Raw genomic sequence first — 20,587 nt, forward strand, 5'->3', positions numbered from 1 at the left:
AACTGCTTATAAAAATACATAAAACACCCACTAAGCACACGAAAGGAATGATTTGATGCGTCCTCTGTACCCTAGATCCGTTTATTCACGCTCTTTGCTTGCTACAACGATTGCGTTTGCTCTATCAAGCGCTTCAATTGCACAAGAAGTAGCGCCCGACACAGAAAACGAAACTGACTATATAGAAGAGATTACAGTAACTGCGCAAATGCGAGAGCAGTCCGTAATGGATGTGCCTGTTACTATGGATGTTATAGGCGGCGAGTTTTTAGAGCGCACCAATATTATGGAGCTTGACGAGCTTTCTCGTATATTGCCAAACGTTCAAATTCAGGAACAGGCGGTAAGCCTACCGTCTTTTAATATTCGCGGTGTCACCGATGATGTTTCTTCGGTATCGGCAACGCCTCGTATATCGGTATACCAAGATGGCTTTGACATCAGTAAGAAAACCGTAGCCAGTGTCGCACTTTACGATATCGCCCGCGTTGAAGTGTTAAAAGGCCCGCAGCCAACACTTTTTGGCGTAGCCGCGGCTAACGGAGCGGTAAGTATTCATTCTAATCTTCCTACCTTTGAACAGGAAGGCAAAGTGCAGGTTGGCTATAACTCAGAAGAAGGCCAAGAAGTAGAGTTTATGTATAACCAGCCTATTAACGACAATCACAGTTTTCGTATTGCTGGGCTTTACCGAGAGATGGACGGCATTGTAGAAAACAATGCCTGTAGTGCTGACTCTTACTACGGTAATGCCAACATGTATAACCATTTAGGTGAGGAAGTATCGTGCAACAGCGAAGATCTGCAGGGTGTGTCGGTTCAAGCGCTACGGGCAACATGGCTTGCGAATTACGAGCAGCTTGAAATAATTGCGCGTGCGGCCATGGAGTATAACGACCAGCCGGGTATCGCCTTTAAATCTGGCTCTATCGCCCCCAATGGCGGAGATACTAGTCCTTTTACCGATGCTGAGTTCAGCTTGGGCAGTGAGCTAGGTATTGAGCGTACGCTTCAAGCCTACGACTTAACTGTAAACTATGATTTCAACCAAATGCTTAGCCTACACGCCGACGCATACTATAAGGATGTAGAAGTAAGCGAGGGATTTGATGCTGATGGTTCAGCGTTGCGTATTCAAGATGCTTATTTCGACAACGATGCCACACTTCAAGGTGCGTCAATGCGTTTGGTATATGATTCTGGCGACAAGCTTGCAGCGTTTGTTGGCGCATCTATTACTCAAGATGAATCGATTTTGCCTTACTATGTGATGGTAGACCCATTTATACGAGGTACTTTCGATGCAGTAAAAGCACAGTTAGAGGCTAGTTCTAATATTCCGCTTAATCAGAATATAGCGACCAATGCATCGCTAGAGGAAATAGAAGCGCTGCGCGCAATATTGGTATCTCAGCTATTTAATGCAGATGGTTCGCCTATTTCTAACCCTGCGCTGCCGCCTATATTGACACAAGGGCCGTTTATTTTTGAAGCTGAGTTAGACATTGCATCCTATGTTGCTGAAGTGTCTTATTACGTGACCGACAACATTAATGTAACGGCGGGTATACGCTATATCGATGAAACCCGTTATACGCGAAATACCTTTACCACCGCAGACGGTGCTTTTACTTTCGATGCCGAGCGCGACTTTGACGATACTTTGCCACGCTTCGCGGTAAGTTACGATGTGAACAATAACTGGAATTTATACGCGAACTACGCCAAGGGCCGTCGTTCACCGGTTGTAGATGCAAACGCGGGTGGCGTTAATGTGACTAAACCTGAAATAGTAGACAGCTACGATTTGGGTGTTAAGTATCAAAGCGCCAACTTCCTGTTCTCCGGAGCTATTTTTACCTACGAATACAGCGATTATCAGCAAAGCTTTACCGATGCAGAAACCTTGCAGTCTATTACTGTAACAGTAGGCGACTCGGCCATGTCGGGTATTGAAGGCATGGCGACCTATAATTACAGCGAAACGCTAACGCTAACAGCAAGCCTTGGTTTCCTTGATGCTGAATTTGCAGACAATACAGCTGATGGTTCTGAGTTCCAGTACGGCGGCAATAAGTTCCGCTTAGCGCCAGAGGTTAGCGGCGCGATAAACATCAACAAAGTATTCAATATGAATAACTTCGACATTGACGTTAACTGGCTTACCAGCTTCCAGTCTGAAGTGTTCTTTGAAAGCAGTAATTATCCTGGCCTTTCTCAGGATACTTACTCGCTTACCGATGTTTCGGTGAAACTGCTTCAAGACAACAGCAAGTTTGCCTACGAGTTTTACGTAAACAACCTGTTTGATAAAGAGTTCTTGATTGATGCAGGTAACACGGGCGGTGGTTTAGGCATTCCTACCTTCGTACGTGGTATGCCTCGCATTGCCGGTGTGCGTGTTTACTACGAGTTCTAGAAATACCTAAAAATTAAGGCGCTTAACTGGGTTAAGCGCCTTAATCTAAAAAATTCCATTTACTACGCGTTTATTTCATAGCTATGCGTATTAACTACTTTTCCTGCTTTAGTCAAAATCGCATCCACATAGTGCCAGGTCGCTTTTGCGCTATCTTGGCTGACGGTCAGTGTCATAAAGCCGCGCTGGTGGAGGTTACAGTACTGTAAGTCTTCAATAAGTAGGGGAAGATCATCAGCAAGGGTTTCTGCCATTTCATCATCCATACTTAAATAATGTTCCATACCGGGTGATGTCACGCCTGGTGTAGCAAGCTCAACGCCTACTTCTGTGCCATCTTTCAAGGTTAACTTATTGTGCCATGCATTATGAGTATCACCTGCAAGGGCAATAACGGGTTTGCCGATGGATTTTAGCTGCATCAGAACCTGTTCACGTTCAACAGGGTATCCATCCCATGCGTCTAAGTTGTAGGGCATTACCGTATTGATAAGCGCAAGTTCTTGTTCGCTAAGTGCGCCACCTTGCTTTTGTTTGCGTTTGATATTCGCGAGCCTATGTACATGAGCAGGAATATCTTTTCGTTCAACCCCGTTAAAAATAGATACAGGGAAGAGCATGCGGCCAATTAATAGCTGCTGGCCTAATACCTGCCATTTGGCTTGGCTTTGCTGCATAGACGAATGTAGCCAGTTGCGTTGGGTTTCACCAAGCAGTCCGCGCTTAGGGTTACCGATATCTTTCATAAAGCCAGCTTGGTCAAACGCTTTTGTTTTGGCATCGCGATAGTCGCCGTACTCAAGCTGTTTGTCGCGCGCAAGCACGCGGGTGTCGAGCATATATAAATCAAGAAGTTTACCAAAGGTAAATTGACGATAAATTTCTAAGCGCTCGGTGCCAAAAGGTGGGCGTATAGGTAGCCATTCATAATAGGCTTGAACGGCCGCTGCACGACGCTCGTAAAAATCGCCTTCATCCGCTTGGTGATTTTCCGCGCCATCCTTGTAGGTGTCGTTAGTGATTTCATGGTCATCCCACACAACAATAAATGGCTTATTTTGATGCAACGACAGCAAGCCTTCATCTGTGCGATATAGCGCATAGCGATTGCGATAGTCGGTTAGCGTATAAAGCTCGGTATCGTTATCAGGCGCATAGGTTCGGCCAATCTCTTTTGCATGCTCTGTCGCATAACCTTTACCATCGTACTCATAAATGTAGTCGCCAAGGTGCAATACATAGTCGATGTTGTCGTTTTTCGCTGCTTCCATATAAGGCGTGAAAAAGCCAGCAGGGTAGTTGGAGCAAGAAAATATGCCGAACGTAACGTTTGATACATCGGCTTCAGGAAGCGTGCGGGTTTCACCCACTGGGCTTGTATTGTTAGCGCTTTTAAACCGGTAAAAATAACGGTTAGCAGGACTAAGACCTGTTACGTCTACCTTTACGGTAAAGTCATGCGTTGCTTTAGCTTCAACTATCCCGCTACTTACCACGTTAGCAAAATCAGCATCGCTTGCCATCTCCCATAAAATATCGGCTTTTGCTAAACCTAAGCCTGAATCTGATGTCGGGACGGCGCGCGTCCAGATAATCACGGCGTCTTTTAACGGGTCGCCGCTAGCCACACCATGGGTAAAGGTAGCGTTAGTTTGCGGTTGGCTATTTGCTGAATTGCTTACTGTGCAGCCCGCTAGCCCTGTAGACACTGCCACGCTCGCACCTGCGAATGACGACAGCTTTATAAACGTTCTTCTATCCATATGCCTGCTCTTTATAAGTTTGTAAGGTAACTGGTGATGTCATTGTTTTGTTGAACGCTCATGCAACAAAAACCCATTTTTATACTGAGTGTTTGTGACATAGAGATGTCAGGTTTAGCTGAATCAATAACAGTACCTTAGATCGAAGTTTACCTTTTAGATTCTGGCTAATATGTGAACATCTTTTTGAAGCAAAATTACCTCTGTGGTAATCTTATGGGTAGTTGGATGGCAATTGTAAGCTTTCTACATCAAAAGCTACTTTCAATGTGGCTCTCTGATTACGATGAATGGTTGCCGTTAGCATATCGTCATGAAGTCTGGAATGCGCTGTTTGACTTAGATGCTGCCTCACATGTATCAGATTTGCTAGATATCGGAGCAGTAAACCCTGAAGGAAGCGCCCTTTGGTATGTGACTATCACGGTGAATAATGTCGAACCTTGTGGCGCGGTAACTTGCTATTTTAACGATGGTGACTGTTTCAGCCTTGATTACAGAGAGTACAACCCATGAAACAAAGCATGCACATAGGTATTGAATTTCAAGATGACCGGGGCAAAGCATTAATCGATACCGGAGAGCGAGGTTCAAGACCCGAACATCTTAAAAGACCTCATCCAGGTGAAGTATTCAAACGCAGGTGCATGTCGAAGTCACCCTTGAAGCAATCAGAGATTGCGCAACGTTTAGAAGTCTCATGCAAACATTTATCGCGATTCGTCAACGGCCATTCAAGTTTGACTATTGAATTCGCACGTAAGCTAGAAGCCGTAAGTGGGATAAGTGCTCAAGCATGGATGCATTATCAAGTCGCTTACGACTTATATAGGACAGCAAATAATAAACCCAGCTTACAATCAATTTATTAACTGTTATTTCAGCTATCGGGCTCATCGCCGTGATACTTGGATAAGCCGGACTTACCAAACTTTATTATCTGCACCCACACTAAAAAAGGTTACTTTGGACGGCGGTGCTATCTGCGATCCTCGCGAAGTAATTTTCCAAATCCTGTATACCCGAATAACGCACAATCTTTTGCCGTAAATACTGTTATACTGTGCAGCAAATAACCACATGAACCAAAATTGGTTTGTGTGTCTAAAAAATCATATTCAATGTTTTCCATAGCGCTTTTAAGAGAAAGGCCACCAACGAAGACGTTTTGAACAAAGCAAGTAAAGGTAAATTTAAAATACATGAGTGATGATCCGCATTATCAGCGCGAGAAAGAGAAGTACGAAAATCCGGTAGCCAGCCGCGAATATTTAATGAGTTTATTAAAAGAGCACGACAAGCCGTTGTCGTTTCTTGATATCTGTAACTTGGTGAATGCCTTCGACGAAGAAGCGCGAATTGGTATTCAGCGCCGACTACGTGCCATGGAGCGCGAAGGTCAGGTGCAATTTACCAAGCAGAAAAAATACATTCTCCAAAACCGTGATGAGCTCATAAAAGGCAGAATTATTGGTCACCGAGATGGTTACGGCTTCTTGCGTCCTGAAGACAAAAGCGGTGACTTATTTATCAGTGCAGGGCAAATGAACTTGTTCCTTCACGATGATGTGGTGGAAGCGCGAATTAGCGGTACCGACCGTCGCGGCAGAAAAGAAGCCTTTGTAACGCAAGTTATTGAGCCGCGTAGCGAGCCAATTGTCGGGCGTTATTTTGTTGAGCAGGGCTTTGGCATGGTAGTGCCAGACGACAGCCGTTTGCAGCATGAAATTGTCATTCCACCAGAAAGCACTAACGGCGCTCGAATGGGCCAGGTGGTAGTAGTAGAGCTTACTCAGCGTCCACGCCGTAAAATGAGCCCAGTGGGTAAGATTGTTGAAGTACTTGGCGAGCATATGGCGCCGGGGATGGAAATTGAAATGGCCCTTCGCACGTTCGATATACCGCACCAGTGGCCAAACGGCGTAACCAAGCAGGTGGAAAAGCTTACCGACCAGGTGCCAGATGAAGCCAAAGAAGGTCGCATCGACTTGCGCCAGCTTCCCCTTGTTACCATAGACGGCGAAGACGCCCGCGACTTTGACGACGCGGTATACTGCGAACCGCTAGACGATGGTGGCTGGCAACTATGGGTAGCCATAGCAGACGTAAGTCACTATGTAAGAACAGGCTCAGCCCTAGATGATGAAGCACAGCAGCGCGGTAACTCGGTGTATTTCCCCGACCAAGTTATTCCTATGTTGCCAGAAGTCCTTTCAAACGGCTTGTGTTCATTAAATCCTGAAGTCGACCGCCTTTGCATGGTGTGTGAAATGACCATTAGCGCGAATGGTAAGCTGGAAGAATTCCAGTTTTACGAAGCGGTAATGAATTCACATGCCCGTTTAACCTACACCAAAGTGTGGAATATTCTTCAAGGCGACAAAGAGCTTCATCAGCGTTACGAGCCACATGTACCTCATTTACGTAATCTTCACGACTTGTACCGAGCGCTTAAAAAAGCCCGTGCCAAACGCGGGGCCATTGAGTTTGAAACCCAAGAAGTGAAGTTCGTTTTCAACGCCCAGCGCAAAATTGAAAATATTGTGCCGCTAGTGCGTAATGATGCGCATAAGCTTATTGAAGAATGCATGATCATGGCGAACGTAAGTGCGGCGTTGATGTTAGAAAAGCACGAAGCGCCAGCGTTATATCGTGTACACGATAAGCCAGATGCCGACAGACTTACCGCTTTTACCAGCTACTTAAGTGAAATTGGTATCCCTCATGCCATTGTAGAAGATGCCGAGCCAGCTGCGTTTACCGATGTAGTGCTTAAAACCCGCGGTCGAGTAGACGAAGAGCTTATTCAAACCATGCTGCTACGCTCAATGAAGCAAGCGGTTTACGATGGCGAAAACGTAGGGCATTTTGGTTTGGCACTAGAAGCTTACGCCCACTTTACATCACCTATCCGTCGTTACCCTGACTTAGTGGTACACCGTGCACTGAAAGGCATTATTGCTAAACAGCAGGGTAAAAAAGCGGTAAGCGGCGCTAAAAACTACACCGTTGAAGAAATTGAACAATTAGGCGAACAATGCTCAATGACAGAGCGCCGTGCTGATGACGCGACGCGCGATGTGGCTGACTGGCTTAAATGCGAGTTCATGCTTGACCACGTTGGCGACACCTTCGAAGGGGTAGTAAGCTCAGTCACAAACTTTGGCTTATTCGTTCGCCTTACCGAATATCACATCGATGGCTTAGTTCATATTACGTCGCTTGATGATGACTATTATCACTATGATGATGTTAAACAAGCGCTAGTCGGTGAGTCGGGCCATCGCCAGTTTAGACTGGGTGATACGGTTGAAGTAACCGTTGCGGCGGTAAATCTTGATGAAAGAAAGATTGATTTATTACTCGATAAGTCTATGCTGCGCTCCACAAAAGGTAAGAAGGTAAAAGTGAAGACAGCTAAAAAGGCTTCAGACAAACCTGCTCGTTTTGATAACAAGCCCCGCTCTGGTAAAGACGCTCGTTCTGACAAGAAGGGGAGCAAAGGCAAAGGCGGCTCAAACTCGTCTAGTCGTAGCGGTGGAAAATCGTCAAGTCGCGGCAGCGCAAAAGGCGGCAGCAGCGGCAAAACACTGTCATTGAATAAAAGAGGTAAGCGTTAAATGGCGCAGCAAGAATGGTTATACGGTTTACATGCCATGCAGTCGGTACTTGAAAAAGAGCCCGAGCGTGTAATGGAAGTGTGGGTTTTAAAAGGGCGTAACGATGAGCGCTTAACCAACATTGTTAACCAGGCTCGTCGTTTTGGAATTTCGGTTCAGTTCAGTCAACGTAAAGCGTTAGACGATAAAGTGAACGGCGAACAGCATCAAGGGATAGTTGCGAGAGCGAAACCTGCTCGCGTGTTGGATGAAGCTGACCTTGATAAAATACTTGAGCGAGAGTCGCAGCCGCTAATCTTGGTATTAGACGGTATTACTGACCCGCATAACTTAGGCGCGTGCTTACGTACGGCTGATGGTGCGGGTGTGCATGCTGTCGTTGTTCCTAAAGATAAGTCAGCAAGTTTAAACGGCACGGTAAGGAAAGTGGCTTGTGGCGCAGCTGAAGTTATGCCGCTAATTCAAATTACCAACCTTGCTAGAACCTTGAAGCATCTTCAAGACAAAGGGCTATGGATTGTAGGCACAGCCGGTGAAACCGATAAAACTCTTTACGATGTTGACTTAAAAGGTCCAACTGCACTGGTAATGGGGGCTGAAGGCAAAGGCATGCGCAGGCTTACCAAAGAAACCTGTGACGAGTTGGTAAAGCTTCCTATGGCAGGTAGTGTAACAAGCTTGAACGTTTCGGTTGCTACAGGTGTATGTTTGTACGAGATTGTAAGGCAGCGCAGTTTGTAAAGAGCTGTAGCCTGTATTAGTAAGTTTTTGGCAACCAATACAATAACATATTTGAAAAAAAGCGTGTGCTCCGAGAGGAACACGCGCTTTTTTGTATGCAAGCAAAATTTATAACTATTTTAATATTTTGTTACATTTGAGTTCGTAAGATAAATGTTAATTATGAAATTTTATTCCTAATATGAATTGGCTCGTAGAACGCATTTGGCGTGCTTCTCATAATGTTTGGTGTTTTTAAAAGTATTTTTAATGGTATAAAAAATACTTACCAGGGTTAATGCAATATACTTAACTAATTGATTAGCCGCCTAATATGAGCTCTGTAACTAACCTGCATGTTGCTGGTTATTTACATACCTGACAAACGGGTAGGTCGTTGCAACGCAGTTGCGTCGGTTGTCATGGATGAGCTTTTCGTATGAGGTAATGGTTATACCTGTATGTCATTTAATAACAAACAGCTTCAAAAGCACGGACAAAAACAGTGCTGAAGTTAATAAGACAGATAAAACAGGAAATAAATTTTGAACTCAAAATTAAATAAGAAACACACATGTCTAACAGCAGCTGCTTTAGCTGTATCACTTGGCTTAATGGGTAATTCTGCAATGGCAGCAGGCGAAGGTCTGGTAAAAGTTAAGGAAAAGCCTCAAACCCTAAAACAAGCGCTAGGCAAAAAGCTCACTGTTGACCGCCTTGTAACGGTAGATCAAGAGCGCTATATCATTAAGTTTAAAGACGAAATGATAAGTGAAACTCTAGAGGTGGCCAGTTCAAGTGATACGCTTAGCAGTAGCAAAGCCAAGTCAAAGGCCAAGACTAAACTGAAAAACAAAAAGCCTTTCAGCATTGCTTCAGCTAAATCTGAAGTAAGAAAAGCAGGTGGCTTGATTAAGAAAGAGCTTAAGAAGCATAAAATGGTAGCGGCTACCATGAGCAAGTCTGCACTCAATAAGCTTCGTAAAAACCCTAATATAGAAAGCATCGAAGTGGACGTTCGTCGTAAGCCAATGGCGCAAACTACGCCATACGGCTACACCATGGTCCAAGCGAATCAGTTTGGTCAGTCAGATACTACAGCTCGTAAGGTATGTATCATTGATACGGGTTATAACCTAGGCCACCCAGATTTGCCTGGTACAAACGATGGTGTTACGGGGCAAGCAAACAACAGTGCCGTTGGTAACTGGTATAACGACGGCAACGGTCACGGCACTCACGTAGCGGGTACCATTGCGGCATACGATAATAATGAAGGTGTGGTAGGTGTATATCCAGGTGTAGATATGCATATCGTTAAGATCTTTAACGACAATGGCCAATGGACTTATGCGTCTGACTTAATCGGTGCGATCACTCAGTGTCAGGATGCAGGTTCAAATGTAGTAAACATGAGCTTAGGTGGCGGCAGTTCATCTAATACCGAACGTAATGCTATGCAAAGCTTCACTGATGCTGGAATGTTATTGGTAGCTGCTGCGGGTAACGATGGTAACAGTGCAAAGTCTTATCCTGCTTCTTACGATGCAGTAATGTCGGTTGCAGCGGTAGACTCAAATGAAAACCGTGCAAGCTACAGCCAATATAACGATCAGGTTGAGATAGCTGCACCAGGTAGTGCAGTACAGTCTACTTATCCGACGAATACTTACGCAGCGCTAAGTGGTACGTCTATGGCTACGCCACACGTAGCTGGTGGTGCAGCACTAGTATGGAGTTACTTCCCGCAGTGTTCAAACAACCAAATTCGTAGTGCACTTAACGCAACGGCTGAAGATAAAGGCAGCGCGGGTCGCGATAACTTCTACGGTTATGGCTTAATGCAGCTAGCTGATGCCTACAACTACCTTAACACCAACGGTTGTAACGGTGGCGGTACTGGTGGCGGTGGCGGTTCTGAGCCGGGCGTAGAACCAGTATCAGGTCAGCTTACAGGCCTTTCAGGTACGCGCAGAAACTGGGACCGCTACACCTGGACTATTCCAGAAGGCGTAACGCAAATGACGATTCGTACCTCCGGTGGCTCAGGCGACGCTGACCTTTATGTGAAGTTCGGTTCACAGCCAGAAACCAATAGCTACGATTGCCGCCCTTATCAAAACGGTAACAGTGAAGTATGTACTTTTGATGCGCCAGCATCAGGTACATGGCACATCGGTATTCGCGCGTATTCTTCATACAGCGGTGTAACGCTATCTTACTCGTATGAATAAATAACACCGTCTCCCAACGACACGTTTAAGGCCTGCTTCTCAGCAGGCTTTTTTTATGCCTATTACCGCATCAATCGTTCAACTATACAGGTTGTTCTGCGTTTTTAGAGTCAGGATTTACCACAGCGAAATGTCAACTTCTATAAAGAAAAGTCAGCTTTGCAAAGATAGCGTAAAGCCCTGAACTAACGTCTTCTCAGATAGCCATATCGCTGTATTGTGCGAGCGAATATAAGCGCTGTTACGTGTGCTTGCTTGCGTTAACACAGTCTTAAACCAATAAAGAACAACTTCAAAGGACATACAATTTATGCAATTGACTTCTCACTCTTTGCGCCATGGAACTTGGCTCCGTGCAGCGGCAATGGGGCTTGTGGCGCTACTAGGGCTTACCGCATGTGGAGGCTCAGACAGCAGCAGCTCAGATTACTCTTATGCGTACATACAGTTTTATAACGCTTCTCCTAACGGCGCGAATGTAGAAATGCGAGAGGTTGATGGAGATAGCTTTGGTTCAGCTCAGTTTGGTGACGCAACATCCATGTATTCTATGGATGAAGACGAATACGAACTGGAGTTCATTCGTACCGATTCTGATGACCAAGAAGTTTATATCGACGAAATTACAGTAAATTTAAAAAACGGCTATAAAACCATCATTGTTATGAGTGGAGATTTTAGCAACCCAACTTTTACTACGTACTCGTATGAACGTGAAACACTGGAGGACCATTTTCGCCTATTTTCGCTCTCTGTGGCCGCAGATGATTCATCGTATGATTTTTATATGAGCGAATCAGGTGACCCTTTCGAAGCCGCTAACTTCCTTGGAACGGTAACAACTGGCGATATGATTGAGCTAGACTACTGGGATGCTGATGACGACAGCGATTACTTCGACGAAGGAGAGTATACGCTTTATCTTACAGAGCCTGGTAGCGATGACGTGGTATTCGAATCACAAACGCTGGATTTCGTTTATGAAACTGAGTATCTAATGACCCTTCGTGATGTAAGTGGTGCTATTCAAGAAGGGCTTGTGGTTGACACACTGCTAAACTCTTCAACAGTAACAGCGTTAACCGACGTTGAAGCTGATTCACAATATCGTATTTATAATTCAACCAACTTAGATGCTGAACTGCAGGTTACGTTTGGTGGCAATACTGATGAAGAAGACGTGAGCTTTTCGCTTGCTGCAGGTGAACTATCGGAATTTAGCACCATCCGTTATGGCGACTACCGCGTTACGGTTACTGACCCTTCAGGCACAGTTACAACGCTTAGCAATAAGTTGATTACTCTTAACCAGGGTGAGAGTAAAGCTATTCTTATTTACAACACTAACAACCAATTAGGTGCCGCAACCTTTGTAGAAAGTGGCTTGCCTCAGGCTTACGATAAAACCGTTAATTTTATAAACCTAGTCAGCGATTTTGATGACGTAGATTTCTACTTAGTAAGAAACGACGAAACCATTGATACTGCAGAATACGATGTGCAGAACCTGGAGTTTGCAGAAAACACCAGCAAAGTGCTGCCTTCAGATTATTACGAAGTGATAGCGGTGTATGAGGACGATAACGAGGAGCAGGTACTTCTTGATAGAACTGCCTTGTTTGGTTTCACTGAAGAAGAAAACTATATCGTGACGGTAGAGCCAGCAGAAACACCAACAGGTTATGAAATTAACGTGCTTTATTAATAGGTTAGTATGTTTATTATACTAATTGATGAGGGCTAAAACTTTCATCTCTTGAAATATCTCATAAATTTAGAAGGTCAAAGTCAACAATATTGGCCTTTTTATTTTGCAGTCCGGGAGGGCGACAATCCTCATGAGTATTATTCAAGACCTACAAACAATATCTAACGACAGGGCTATGTTGTTAGATGAAAAATTAGAGAACTTACTGCGTATCGGCACAGAGATTCTTCGCTTAGAAACAGGGATTGTAAGTAATATTCGAGGTGACCAGTACAGCGTTCAAAGTGTGGTTACGCCGGGCAATAACATATCTGAAGACGCTAAGTTTTCCCTCTGCGATACCTATTGTGCCGATGTGGCAAGTGCTGGCTCAGTGGTTTCGTACCATAACATCGATATCCAACCTGGCGCTTCCCACCCGTGTTTTGAAAAATATACGCTGAAAAGCTATCTCGCTGCTCCTATATACGTGTTTGGCGAGTTTTATGGCACGGTTAACTTTTCTTCGCTCTCTCCAAGAGAAGAGGTATTTAGCTCACTAGAAACCGATTACCTCCTACTTCTAGCCTCATGGATTGGTAACGAACTGGAGCGTCAGCAAGCACTCAATAATTTGAATGCGCAAAAAGTTGTTCTAGAAGAGCGAAACTCTTTACTTAATCAAATTACAAATTTAGCTGGTGTGGGTACTTGGGAACTGAATGTAGATAGCGGTTCGGTAGTGTGGTCAGGTGCGTTAAAACGAATGCTGCATGTACACAGCGAACGCGTATTGAAGCCAGAGGAAATCGTAAATTTTATTGTAAGTGAAGAACAGAGAAAAAATTACGTTAATCAGTTTCAGAAAATGATAAAAACAGGTCAAGACTTTGCTTACGAGGTTGAAGTGAAAACCGACGCCGGAGAGCCGAGATGGCTCGAAAGTAGAGCCCACCCAATAATGGAAAATGGACGTTGTGTAAAAGTGATCGGCGCTACTGTTGATATCACGCAAATGCAAATAGACAAAGCAGTACTCCGCCATAAAAGTGAACTAGCAGAAAGCGCTCTTAAAGCGCGAGGTGAGTTTCTAGCTAACATGAGCCATGAAATTCGAACGCCCATTCACGGCTTACAGGGAATGCTAGAAGCGCTCACAGCTACTCCTCTTAATACAAAGCAGTTTGAGTTGGCGTCTATCGCATCGCAAAGCGCAGACGCCTTACTTAACATTGTGGACGGGATTTTAGATTATTCTAAATTCGGTTCAGGAGACGTTTCGTTTGATGAAGCGCCCACTAGCCTTACCGAGACGATTGAAGAGCAACTCCCAATGTTTTCTAGGCTTGCTAACGAAAAGGGGTTGGAGTTTAGCGTAAATATAGCTGCAGTGGAGGGTTTTTCCTTTCTTGTTGACAAACTAAGAGTTAGTCAGATCCTCATCAATCTTCTCAACAATGCATTTAAATTTACCGAAGAGGGGAGCGTTACACTTGAGGCAAAATGTACGCGATATGGAAAAGGCCGTTACCGCGTAAAGCTTATCGTGACCGATTCGGGAATCGGTATCAGTGCTCAGCAGCAGAAAATAATTTTCACGCCCTTCATACAGGCTGAAAGCTCAACAATGCGGCGTTTTGGTGGAACTGGTTTAGGGTTATCAATCGTGAAACAAATTGTTGAGCATTACAACGGTAAAATTGAAGTCAGCAGTGAACTAGGCATTGGTGCGCGCTTTGCTGCAACATTAACGTTAGACGATGCAAACGTAGTGGCAAATAAAACGTTTGGCCGAGATTTCGTTTATACCCCAAGTAGGGAAGAGCTGAGTAGGGTCAAAGCGCTAATAGTTGAAGATAACGAAATTAACCAGCTGGTGATAAAGGAACAGCTACGCGAAATAGGTCTCGAGAGTGACTTGGCTGTTAATGGCAAAGAAGCGTTAAAAAAAGTGGAGCGTTCTATTGCGGAAAAGAAACCATACGACATTATACTCATGGATTGCCACATGCCGATTATGGATGGATTAGAAGCAACTCAGCATATACGGAATTTACATCACGAGGCCGCTAAAGTACCGATAATAGCGTTGACCGCTAATGTCTTAACTGGCGATAAAGAAAAATGCTTGAAATCTGGCATGGACGACTTCATATCTAAACCTGTTGGTGTAAGCCGTTTAAAAGAATGTGTTTTTCGGCACTTAAGTAAGCAGTTTGAAAACAAGGTTTCTGCGCTAAAAGATCCTGCTTGATAACCTATGACGTGGTTATCAGCCCCGGCTTTTAGTCGGGGCTTTTTTATTGCTCACATAGTTTAAAAATAATTCAATTTACCGCTATCACTTCCCAAAGTTTTCTGTTATTATTTCGCGCCCTTTTTATGGGGGTATGTACATAAAAGCAACGACATCCAGTTGTTTTTAGCAGCACTAACGACTCGGGAGAGTCTTAATTTAAGAGCGGAGCACTAACATGATCCAAATGCAAACTAACCTGGACGTTGCAGACAACAGCGGCGCTCGCAGGGTTCAGTGTATTAAGGTTCTTGGTGGCTCGCATCGCCGTTATGCAGGTATCGGTGACATCATCAAAGTTACTGTTAAGGAAGCAATTCCTCGCGGTAAAGTTAAAAAAGGTGACGTACTGAATGCAGTGGTGGTGCGTACTAGAAAAGGCGTTCGTCGTGCAGATGGTTCTACCATTCGTTTTGACGGTAACGCGGCTGTTATGCTTAATGCTAACAAGCAACCAATTGGTACGCGTATCTTTGGCCCGGTTACCCGTGAGTTGAGAAGTGAAAACTTCATGAAAATCATCTCATTGGCCCCAGAGGTACTATAAGGAGTCACGATAATGGCTAATAAAATTCGTCGTGATGATGAAGTAGTCGTATTAGCGGGTAAAGACAAAGGCAAACAAGGCAAAGTCCTTAAAGTGCTTATTGCTGATAACCGTGTAATTGTAGAAGGCGTTAATCTTGTCAAGAAGCACACTAAGCCAAACCCACAACTGGGCGTAGCTGGTGGCATCGTTGAGAAAGAAGCTTCTATTCACGTTTCTAATGTTGCGATTGTTAACCCGGCAACGGGCAAAGCAGATCGCGTTGGTTTCCGTTTCGAAGATGAGAAGAAAGTACGTTTCTTCAAGTCTAACGGCGAACTTGTTTAATTATATTGGAGAGTACGATGGCGAAACTGCATGATTTCTATAAAGAAACAGTAGTAGCTGAACTTGCTAAGCAGTTCGGATACAAAAGCGTCATGCAAGTCCCTCGGATTGAAAAAATCACTCTAAACATGGGTTTAGGTGAAGCAGTTGCTGACAAAAAGGTACTTGAGAATGCTCAAGCTGACATGACGGCTATCGCCGGTCAGAAGCCTGTTGTTACAGTTGCTAGAAAATCAGTAGCGGGTTTTAAAATCCGTGAAGGTTATCCGATTGGCTGTAAAGTAACCCTACGCGGCGAGCGTATGTGGGAATTCCTAGAGCGTTTGATTTCAATCGCTATTCCACGTGTTCGCGATTTCCGTGGTTTGAATCCTAAATCATTCGACGGACGTGGTAACTACAGCATGGGCGTGCGTGAGCAAATCATTTTCCCTGAAATCGATTTCGATAAAGTGGATAAGGTTCGCGGTATGGATATTACTATCACTACCAGTGCGAATACTAATGACGAAGCACGTGCTCTGCTGGACGCGTTTAACTTCCCATTCAAAAAGTAGGGGTGTAGGGTTATGGCAAAAGAATCAATGAAGGCACGCGAAGCGAAGCGTACTAAGCTAGTAGCTAAGTATGCTGAGAAGCGCGCCGCACTTAAAGCGATTATCAGCGATGTTAACGTTTCTGAAGAAGAGCGTTGGGACGCTGTTCTGAAGCTACAACAACTGCCACGTGACTCTAGTTCTTCACGTCAACGTAACCGTTGCCGTGTAACTGGTCGTCCACATGGTTACCTACGCAAATTCGGTCTTAGCCGTATTAAGCTTCGCGAAGCAGCGATGCGCGGTGAAGTCCCTGGCCTTAAGAAAGCCAGCTGGTAAGGAGTAGCTGATAATGAGCATGCAAGATCCTATCGCGGATATGTTTACCCGCATCCGTAACGGCCAGATGGCACAGAAAGTTTCTGTGACTATGCCTTCTTCAAAACTTCGCGTTGCAATCTGTGAAGTATTGAAAGCAGAAGGTTATATCACTGACTTCGCTGCTTCTGGTGACGTTAAGCCTGTTTTAGAAGTTACACTTAAGTACTTCGAAGGCAAGCAAGTAATTGACACTATCGAACGTGTAAGCCGTCCTGGTCTGCGCATCTATAAGAAAAAAGATGAGCTTCCAAAAGTTATGGGTGGTTTAGGCGTAGCTATCGTGTCGACTTCTAAAGGTGTGATGACTGACCGTGCAGCGCGTAACGCTGGCATGGGCGGTGAGATCATCGGTTATGTAGCATAACGGAGGAGTTGAAATGTCACGTATAGCAAAAGCCCCAGTAGACGTTGTATCAGGTGTAGAAGTTTCTATCTCTGGTCAAGAAGTTACTGTTAAAGGTAGTAAAGGCACTTTGACCCGCGTTTTCAACGACGCTGTAGAAGTTGCACAGGAAGAGAACCAACTTAAAGCACTTCCACGTGAAGGTTTCGCTGACAGCTGGGCACAAGCAGGTACTGCTCGCTCTATCCTAAACGCAATGGTTCAAGGTGTTTCAGAAGGTTTCGAGAAAAAACTTACATTGTTAGGTGTTGGTTACCGTGCACAAGCACAAGGTGCCAAGCTAAACCTTACACTAGGTTTCTCTCACCCTGTAGTATACGAAATGCCTGAAGGCATTACGGTTGAAACTCCTAGCCAAACTGAAATCGTCGTTAAAGGCGCCGATAAGCAGGTGGTTGGTCAGGTTGCGGCGAACATTCGTGGTTACCGTCCACCAGAGCCTTACAAAGGTAAAGGTGTACGTTACGCTGACGAACACGTACGTCGTAAAGAAGCTAAGAAAAAGTAGGTGGGTGATACGATGGATAAGAAAACAGCTCGCATTCGTCGCGCTACTCGCGCACGAGCAAAAATTCGTGAACTGGCCGCGCATCGCTTGGTAGTTAACCGTACACCTCGCCACATCTACGCTCAGTTAATCGCTCCTTGCGGTTCTGAAGTGTTGGCAGCGGCTTCAACTGTTGAGAAAGATCTTGCAAAAGATCTTAAGTCTACAGGTAACGCTGAAGCAGCGACGGTAGTCGGTAAAGCAATCGCAGAGCGCGCGCTTGAGAAAGGCATTAAAACAGTGGCTTTCGATCGTAGTGGTTTCCAATACCACGGTCGCGTTAAAGCATTAGCTGATGCAGCTCGCGAAGCTGGTCTTCAGTTCTAGGAGTTTATAATGGCTAAACAAGACGTTCAAAATGGTGAATTTCTAGAGAAATTGATCGCTGTAAACCGCGTTTCTAAAGTGGTTAAAGGTGGTCGTATCTTTAGTTTCACTGCATTGACAGTAGTGGGTGACGGTAACGGTCGCGTTGGTTTTGGTTACGGTAAGGCACGTGAAGTTCCTGCTGCAATCCAAAAAGCAATGGAAAAGGCACGTCGCAACATGGTTGACGTAGACCTTAACGGTCACACGTTACAGCACCCGATTAAAGGTCGTCACTCTGGCTCTAAAGTTTACATGCAGCCAGCATCTGAAGGTACCGGTATTATTGCCGGTGGTGCGATGCGTGCAGTACTTGAAGTAGCTGGTGTACAAAACGTACTTTCAAAATGTTACGGCTCTACAAACCCAATCAACGTTGTACGTGCAACAATCAACGCGCTAACAGAAATGAATAGCCCGGCGAAAGTTGCTGCGAAGCGTGGATTGTCTGTAGAAGAAATTTTGGGGTAATCAGACATGGCAACGATTAAAGTAAAGCAAACTAAAAGTGCAATTGGCCGCTTGCCAAAGCACAAAGCTACGCTTAAAGGTTTAGGCCTTCGTAAAATCAACCATGTTCGTGAACTGGAAGATACCCCAGCCGTTCGTGGCATGATCAACCGTGTATATTACATGGTTGAGATAGTGGAGGAGTAAGACATGCGTTTAAATACAATTTCTCCAGCCGAAGGTTCAAAGCCTACTGGTAAGCGTTCTGGTCGTGGTATCGGCTCAGGTCTTGGTAAAACAGGTGGCGTAGGTCACAAAGGTCAAAAAAGCCGTTCAGGTGGCCGTGTAAAGCCAGGATTCGAAGGTGGTCAGATGCCTATCCAGCGTCGTCTTCCGAAGTTCGGTTTCACTTCACGCAAGAGCTTTGTTACTGATCAAGTAACTCTTGCTGAAATCGCGAAGGTTGATGGTGATACTGCGTCTCTTGAGACTTTAAAAGCAGCTGGACTTGTTAAGAAAGAAATCCAGTTCGTTAAAGTTGTAAAGAGCGGTGAAGTTTCACGCGCTGTTACAGTAAGCGGGTTAAAGGTTACTAAAGGCGCTAAAGAAGCGATTGAAGCTGCTGGCGGTAAAGTAGAGGAATAAGCTAGATGGCTAAACCAGGATTGGATTCAGGCGCTAAAAGCGGCTTGAGTGAGCTTAAGGCAAGATTGTTGTTCGTACTTGGTGCGATTGTTGTATTCAGACTAGGTTCTTATGTTCCTATCCCTGGCATCGATCCAGCGGTACTTGCTGACTTGTTCGAGCAACAAAAAGGCACCATTGTAGAAATGTTTAACATGTTCTCTGGTGGTGCGCTTGAGCGTGCATCCGTTCTGGCTTTGGGCATTATGCCATACATTACTGCATCCATTATCATGCAGTTGCTCTCGGTGGTTCACCCACCGATGGTGGAGCTTAAAAAAGAAGGCGAAGCAGGCCGTCGTAAAATTAGTCAGTACACGCGTTATCTAACGCTTGTATTGGCTATCTTCCAATCTATTGGAATTTCGACTGGTTTGCCTAACCTGATTAATGGATTGGTGATAAACCCTGGCTTCGGATTCTACTTTACGGCAGTGGTGAGTCTAGTCACAGGAACTATGTTCCTTATGTGGTTAGGTGAGCAAATTACCGAACGAGGTATTGGTAACGGTATCTCTATATTGATTTTTGCTGGTATTGTTGCCGGTCTGCCAACAGCGATAGGTCAGACTGCGGAACAAGCAAGGCAGGGCGACATTAACTTGTTGTTCCTACTGTTGATTGGCGCAATTGTTATTGCTCTTACATATCTAGTTGTATTTGTAGAGCGCGGACAGCGCAGAATTGTGGTAAACTACGCAAAACGTCAGCAAGGCCGTCAGGTTTTTGCTGCGCAAAGCACCCATTTACCGCTAAAAGTCAACATTGCTGGTGTAATTCCACCAATCTTTGCTTCTAGCATTATTCTGTTCCCGGGTACCATCGCAGGATGGTTCGGACAGAATGAATCAACAGCGTGGTTGCAAGATGTAGCGCTTATGCTATCTCCTGGTCAACCGCTGTACGTGATGTTATACGCAGCTGCGATTATCTTCTTCTGCTTCTTCTACACGGCGTTGGTATTCAACCCGCGTGATACAGCAGATAACTTGAAGAAGTCTGGCGCGTTCATCCCAGGCATCCGCCCGGGTGAGCAAACGTCACGATACATTGACAAGGTAATGACTCGCCTTACACTGGCTGGCGCACTGTACATAACCTTTATTTGTTTAGTGCCTGAATTCATGCTAATCGCTTGGAATGTTCCGTTCTACTTCGGTGGTACGTCGCTTCTAATTATTGTGGTGGTTATCATGGACTTTATGGCACAAGTACAGACACATTTGATGTCTAGTCAATATGAGTCTGTGCTGAAGAAAGCTAACCTTAAAGGCTACGGCCGATAAGTTAGCCCCTTAATATTGATAGAAAGGGGAAAGATGTAATGAAAGTTCGTGCATCAGTAAAAAAGATTTGCCGTAACTGTAAAGTTATCAAGCGCAACGGTGTTGTGCGTGTAATTTGCAGTTCTGACCCAAAGCATAAGCAGCGTCAGGGCTAATCAAAGCGGAACAGAATATTTGCAAGACTAAGTGAGCAGAACCTGAATTATACTTGTCAGGTTCTGCTAGTTTTGTTTAAAAGTATTTTGAACCTTAATTTGCAATTTAGTCGACGGGTAAGTATCCTATCGGGCTTTTTAGGTCGTCGACAAATAAACAAGAGGA

Annotated in this window: 21 protein-coding genes; 20 read left to right on the forward strand and 1 reads right to left on the reverse strand. The window is 44.8% G+C overall.

Annotated elements, in window-relative coordinates; genetic code table 11:
* Positions 1 to 55: 55 nt before the first annotated feature.
* Positions 56 to 2,419, forward strand: coding sequence for a TonB-dependent receptor (locus ACXAER_RS12415; protein WP_474829645.1), 2,364 nt, complete (start codon positions 56 to 58; stop codon positions 2,417 to 2,419).
* Positions 2,420 to 2,481: 62 nt separating this feature from the next.
* On the opposite strand, the gene ACXAER_RS12420 is transcribed toward ACXAER_RS12415, so the two are convergent.
* Positions 2,482 to 4,182, reverse strand: a complete 1,701-nt coding sequence (locus tag ACXAER_RS12420) for an alkaline phosphatase D family protein (protein ID WP_474829647.1) — start codon at positions 4,180 to 4,182, stop codon at positions 2,482 to 2,484.
* A gap of 228 nt (positions 4,183 to 4,410) precedes the next feature.
* Here ACXAER_RS12420 and ACXAER_RS12425 point away from each other — a divergent pair, with 228 nt between their 5' ends.
* From ACXAER_RS12425 to rpmJ, 19 genes are all read left to right on the forward strand, one after another.
* Positions 4,411 to 4,698, forward strand: coding sequence for a hypothetical protein (locus tag ACXAER_RS12425; RefSeq protein WP_474829649.1), 288 nt, complete (start codon positions 4,411 to 4,413; stop codon positions 4,696 to 4,698).
* Between the two features lie 131 nt (positions 4,699 to 4,829).
* A complete protein-coding gene (locus ACXAER_RS12430) occupies positions 4,830 to 5,054 on the forward strand; it encodes a HigA family addiction module antitoxin (protein ID WP_474830574.1) in 225 nt (74 codons plus the stop codon).
* 330 nt (positions 5,055 to 5,384) lie between these two features.
* A complete protein-coding gene (gene rnr, locus ACXAER_RS12435) occupies positions 5,385 to 7,802 on the forward strand; it encodes a ribonuclease R (protein WP_474829651.1) in 2,418 nt (805 codons plus the stop codon).
* Positions 7,803 to 8,543, forward strand: coding sequence for a 23S rRNA (guanosine(2251)-2'-O)-methyltransferase RlmB (gene rlmB, locus ACXAER_RS12440; RefSeq protein WP_474829653.1), 741 nt, complete (start codon positions 7,803 to 7,805; stop codon positions 8,541 to 8,543).
* A gap of 524 nt (positions 8,544 to 9,067) precedes the next feature.
* Positions 9,068 to 10,756 (forward strand): S8 family serine peptidase, encoded by a 1,689-nt coding sequence (locus tag ACXAER_RS12445; protein WP_474829655.1) that lies wholly within the window; start codon positions 9,068 to 9,070, stop codon positions 10,754 to 10,756.
* Positions 10,757 to 11,066: 310 nt separating this feature from the next.
* On the forward strand, positions 11,067 to 12,461 hold the full coding sequence (locus ACXAER_RS12450) for a DUF4397 domain-containing protein (protein ID WP_474829657.1): 1,395 nt from the start codon (positions 11,067 to 11,069) through the stop codon (positions 12,459 to 12,461).
* A 133-nt stretch (positions 12,462 to 12,594) separates the two neighbouring features.
* Entirely contained in the window at positions 12,595 to 14,697 is a 2,103-nt protein-coding gene (locus ACXAER_RS12455) for a GAF domain-containing hybrid sensor histidine kinase/response regulator (protein ID WP_474829659.1), read from the forward strand.
* A gap of 220 nt (positions 14,698 to 14,917) precedes the next feature.
* On the forward strand, positions 14,918 to 15,286 hold the full coding sequence (gene rplN / locus ACXAER_RS12460; protein WP_012519228.1) for a 50S ribosomal protein L14: 369 nt from the start codon (positions 14,918 to 14,920) through the stop codon (positions 15,284 to 15,286).
* Positions 15,287 to 15,298: 12 nt separating this feature from the next.
* Entirely contained in the window at positions 15,299 to 15,613 is a 315-nt protein-coding gene (gene rplX, locus ACXAER_RS12465) for a 50S ribosomal protein L24 (protein ID WP_014950912.1), read from the forward strand.
* Between the two features lie 17 nt (positions 15,614 to 15,630).
* Positions 15,631 to 16,170 (forward strand): 50S ribosomal protein L5, encoded by a 540-nt coding sequence (gene rplE, locus ACXAER_RS12470; RefSeq protein ID WP_012519226.1) that lies wholly within the window; start codon positions 15,631 to 15,633, stop codon positions 16,168 to 16,170.
* A gap of 12 nt (positions 16,171 to 16,182) precedes the next feature.
* Entirely contained in the window at positions 16,183 to 16,488 is a 306-nt protein-coding gene (gene rpsN / locus ACXAER_RS12475; protein ID WP_012519225.1) for a 30S ribosomal protein S14, read from the forward strand.
* Positions 16,489 to 16,501: 13 nt separating this feature from the next.
* On the forward strand, positions 16,502 to 16,894 hold the full coding sequence (gene rpsH / locus ACXAER_RS12480; protein WP_012519224.1) for a 30S ribosomal protein S8: 393 nt from the start codon (positions 16,502 to 16,504) through the stop codon (positions 16,892 to 16,894).
* A gap of 13 nt (positions 16,895 to 16,907) precedes the next feature.
* Positions 16,908 to 17,441 carry a 50S ribosomal protein L6 gene (gene rplF, locus ACXAER_RS12485; protein WP_334059908.1) on the forward strand — a complete coding sequence of 178 codons (534 nt, stop codon included), beginning with the start codon at positions 16,908 to 16,910 and terminating at the stop codon, positions 17,439 to 17,441.
* A 12-nt stretch (positions 17,442 to 17,453) separates the two neighbouring features.
* On the forward strand, positions 17,454 to 17,807 hold the full coding sequence (rplR, locus tag ACXAER_RS12490; protein WP_014950908.1) for a 50S ribosomal protein L18: 354 nt from the start codon (positions 17,454 to 17,456) through the stop codon (positions 17,805 to 17,807).
* A 9-nt stretch (positions 17,808 to 17,816) separates the two neighbouring features.
* Complete coding sequence (gene rpsE / locus ACXAER_RS12495) at positions 17,817 to 18,317, forward strand: 30S ribosomal protein S5 (protein ID WP_012519221.1); 501 nt, start codon at positions 17,817 to 17,819, stop codon at positions 18,315 to 18,317.
* 6 nt (positions 18,318 to 18,323) lie between these two features.
* On the forward strand, positions 18,324 to 18,503 hold the full coding sequence (rpmD, locus tag ACXAER_RS12500; RefSeq protein ID WP_014950907.1) for a 50S ribosomal protein L30: 180 nt from the start codon (positions 18,324 to 18,326) through the stop codon (positions 18,501 to 18,503).
* A 3-nt stretch (positions 18,504 to 18,506) separates the two neighbouring features.
* Positions 18,507 to 18,941, forward strand: a complete 435-nt coding sequence (rplO, locus tag ACXAER_RS12505; protein WP_012519219.1) for a 50S ribosomal protein L15 — start codon at positions 18,507 to 18,509, stop codon at positions 18,939 to 18,941.
* A 5-nt stretch (positions 18,942 to 18,946) separates the two neighbouring features.
* A complete protein-coding gene (gene secY / locus ACXAER_RS12510) occupies positions 18,947 to 20,266 on the forward strand; it encodes a preprotein translocase subunit SecY (RefSeq protein ID WP_012519218.1) in 1,320 nt (439 codons plus the stop codon).
* A 38-nt stretch (positions 20,267 to 20,304) separates the two neighbouring features.
* Positions 20,305 to 20,421, forward strand: coding sequence for a 50S ribosomal protein L36 (gene rpmJ / locus ACXAER_RS12515; RefSeq protein ID WP_012519217.1), 117 nt, complete (start codon positions 20,305 to 20,307; stop codon positions 20,419 to 20,421).
* The last annotated feature ends 166 nt before the right edge of the window (positions 20,422 to 20,587 follow it).

This window comes from Alteromonas sp. AWJ4_199, assembly GCF_056159165.1.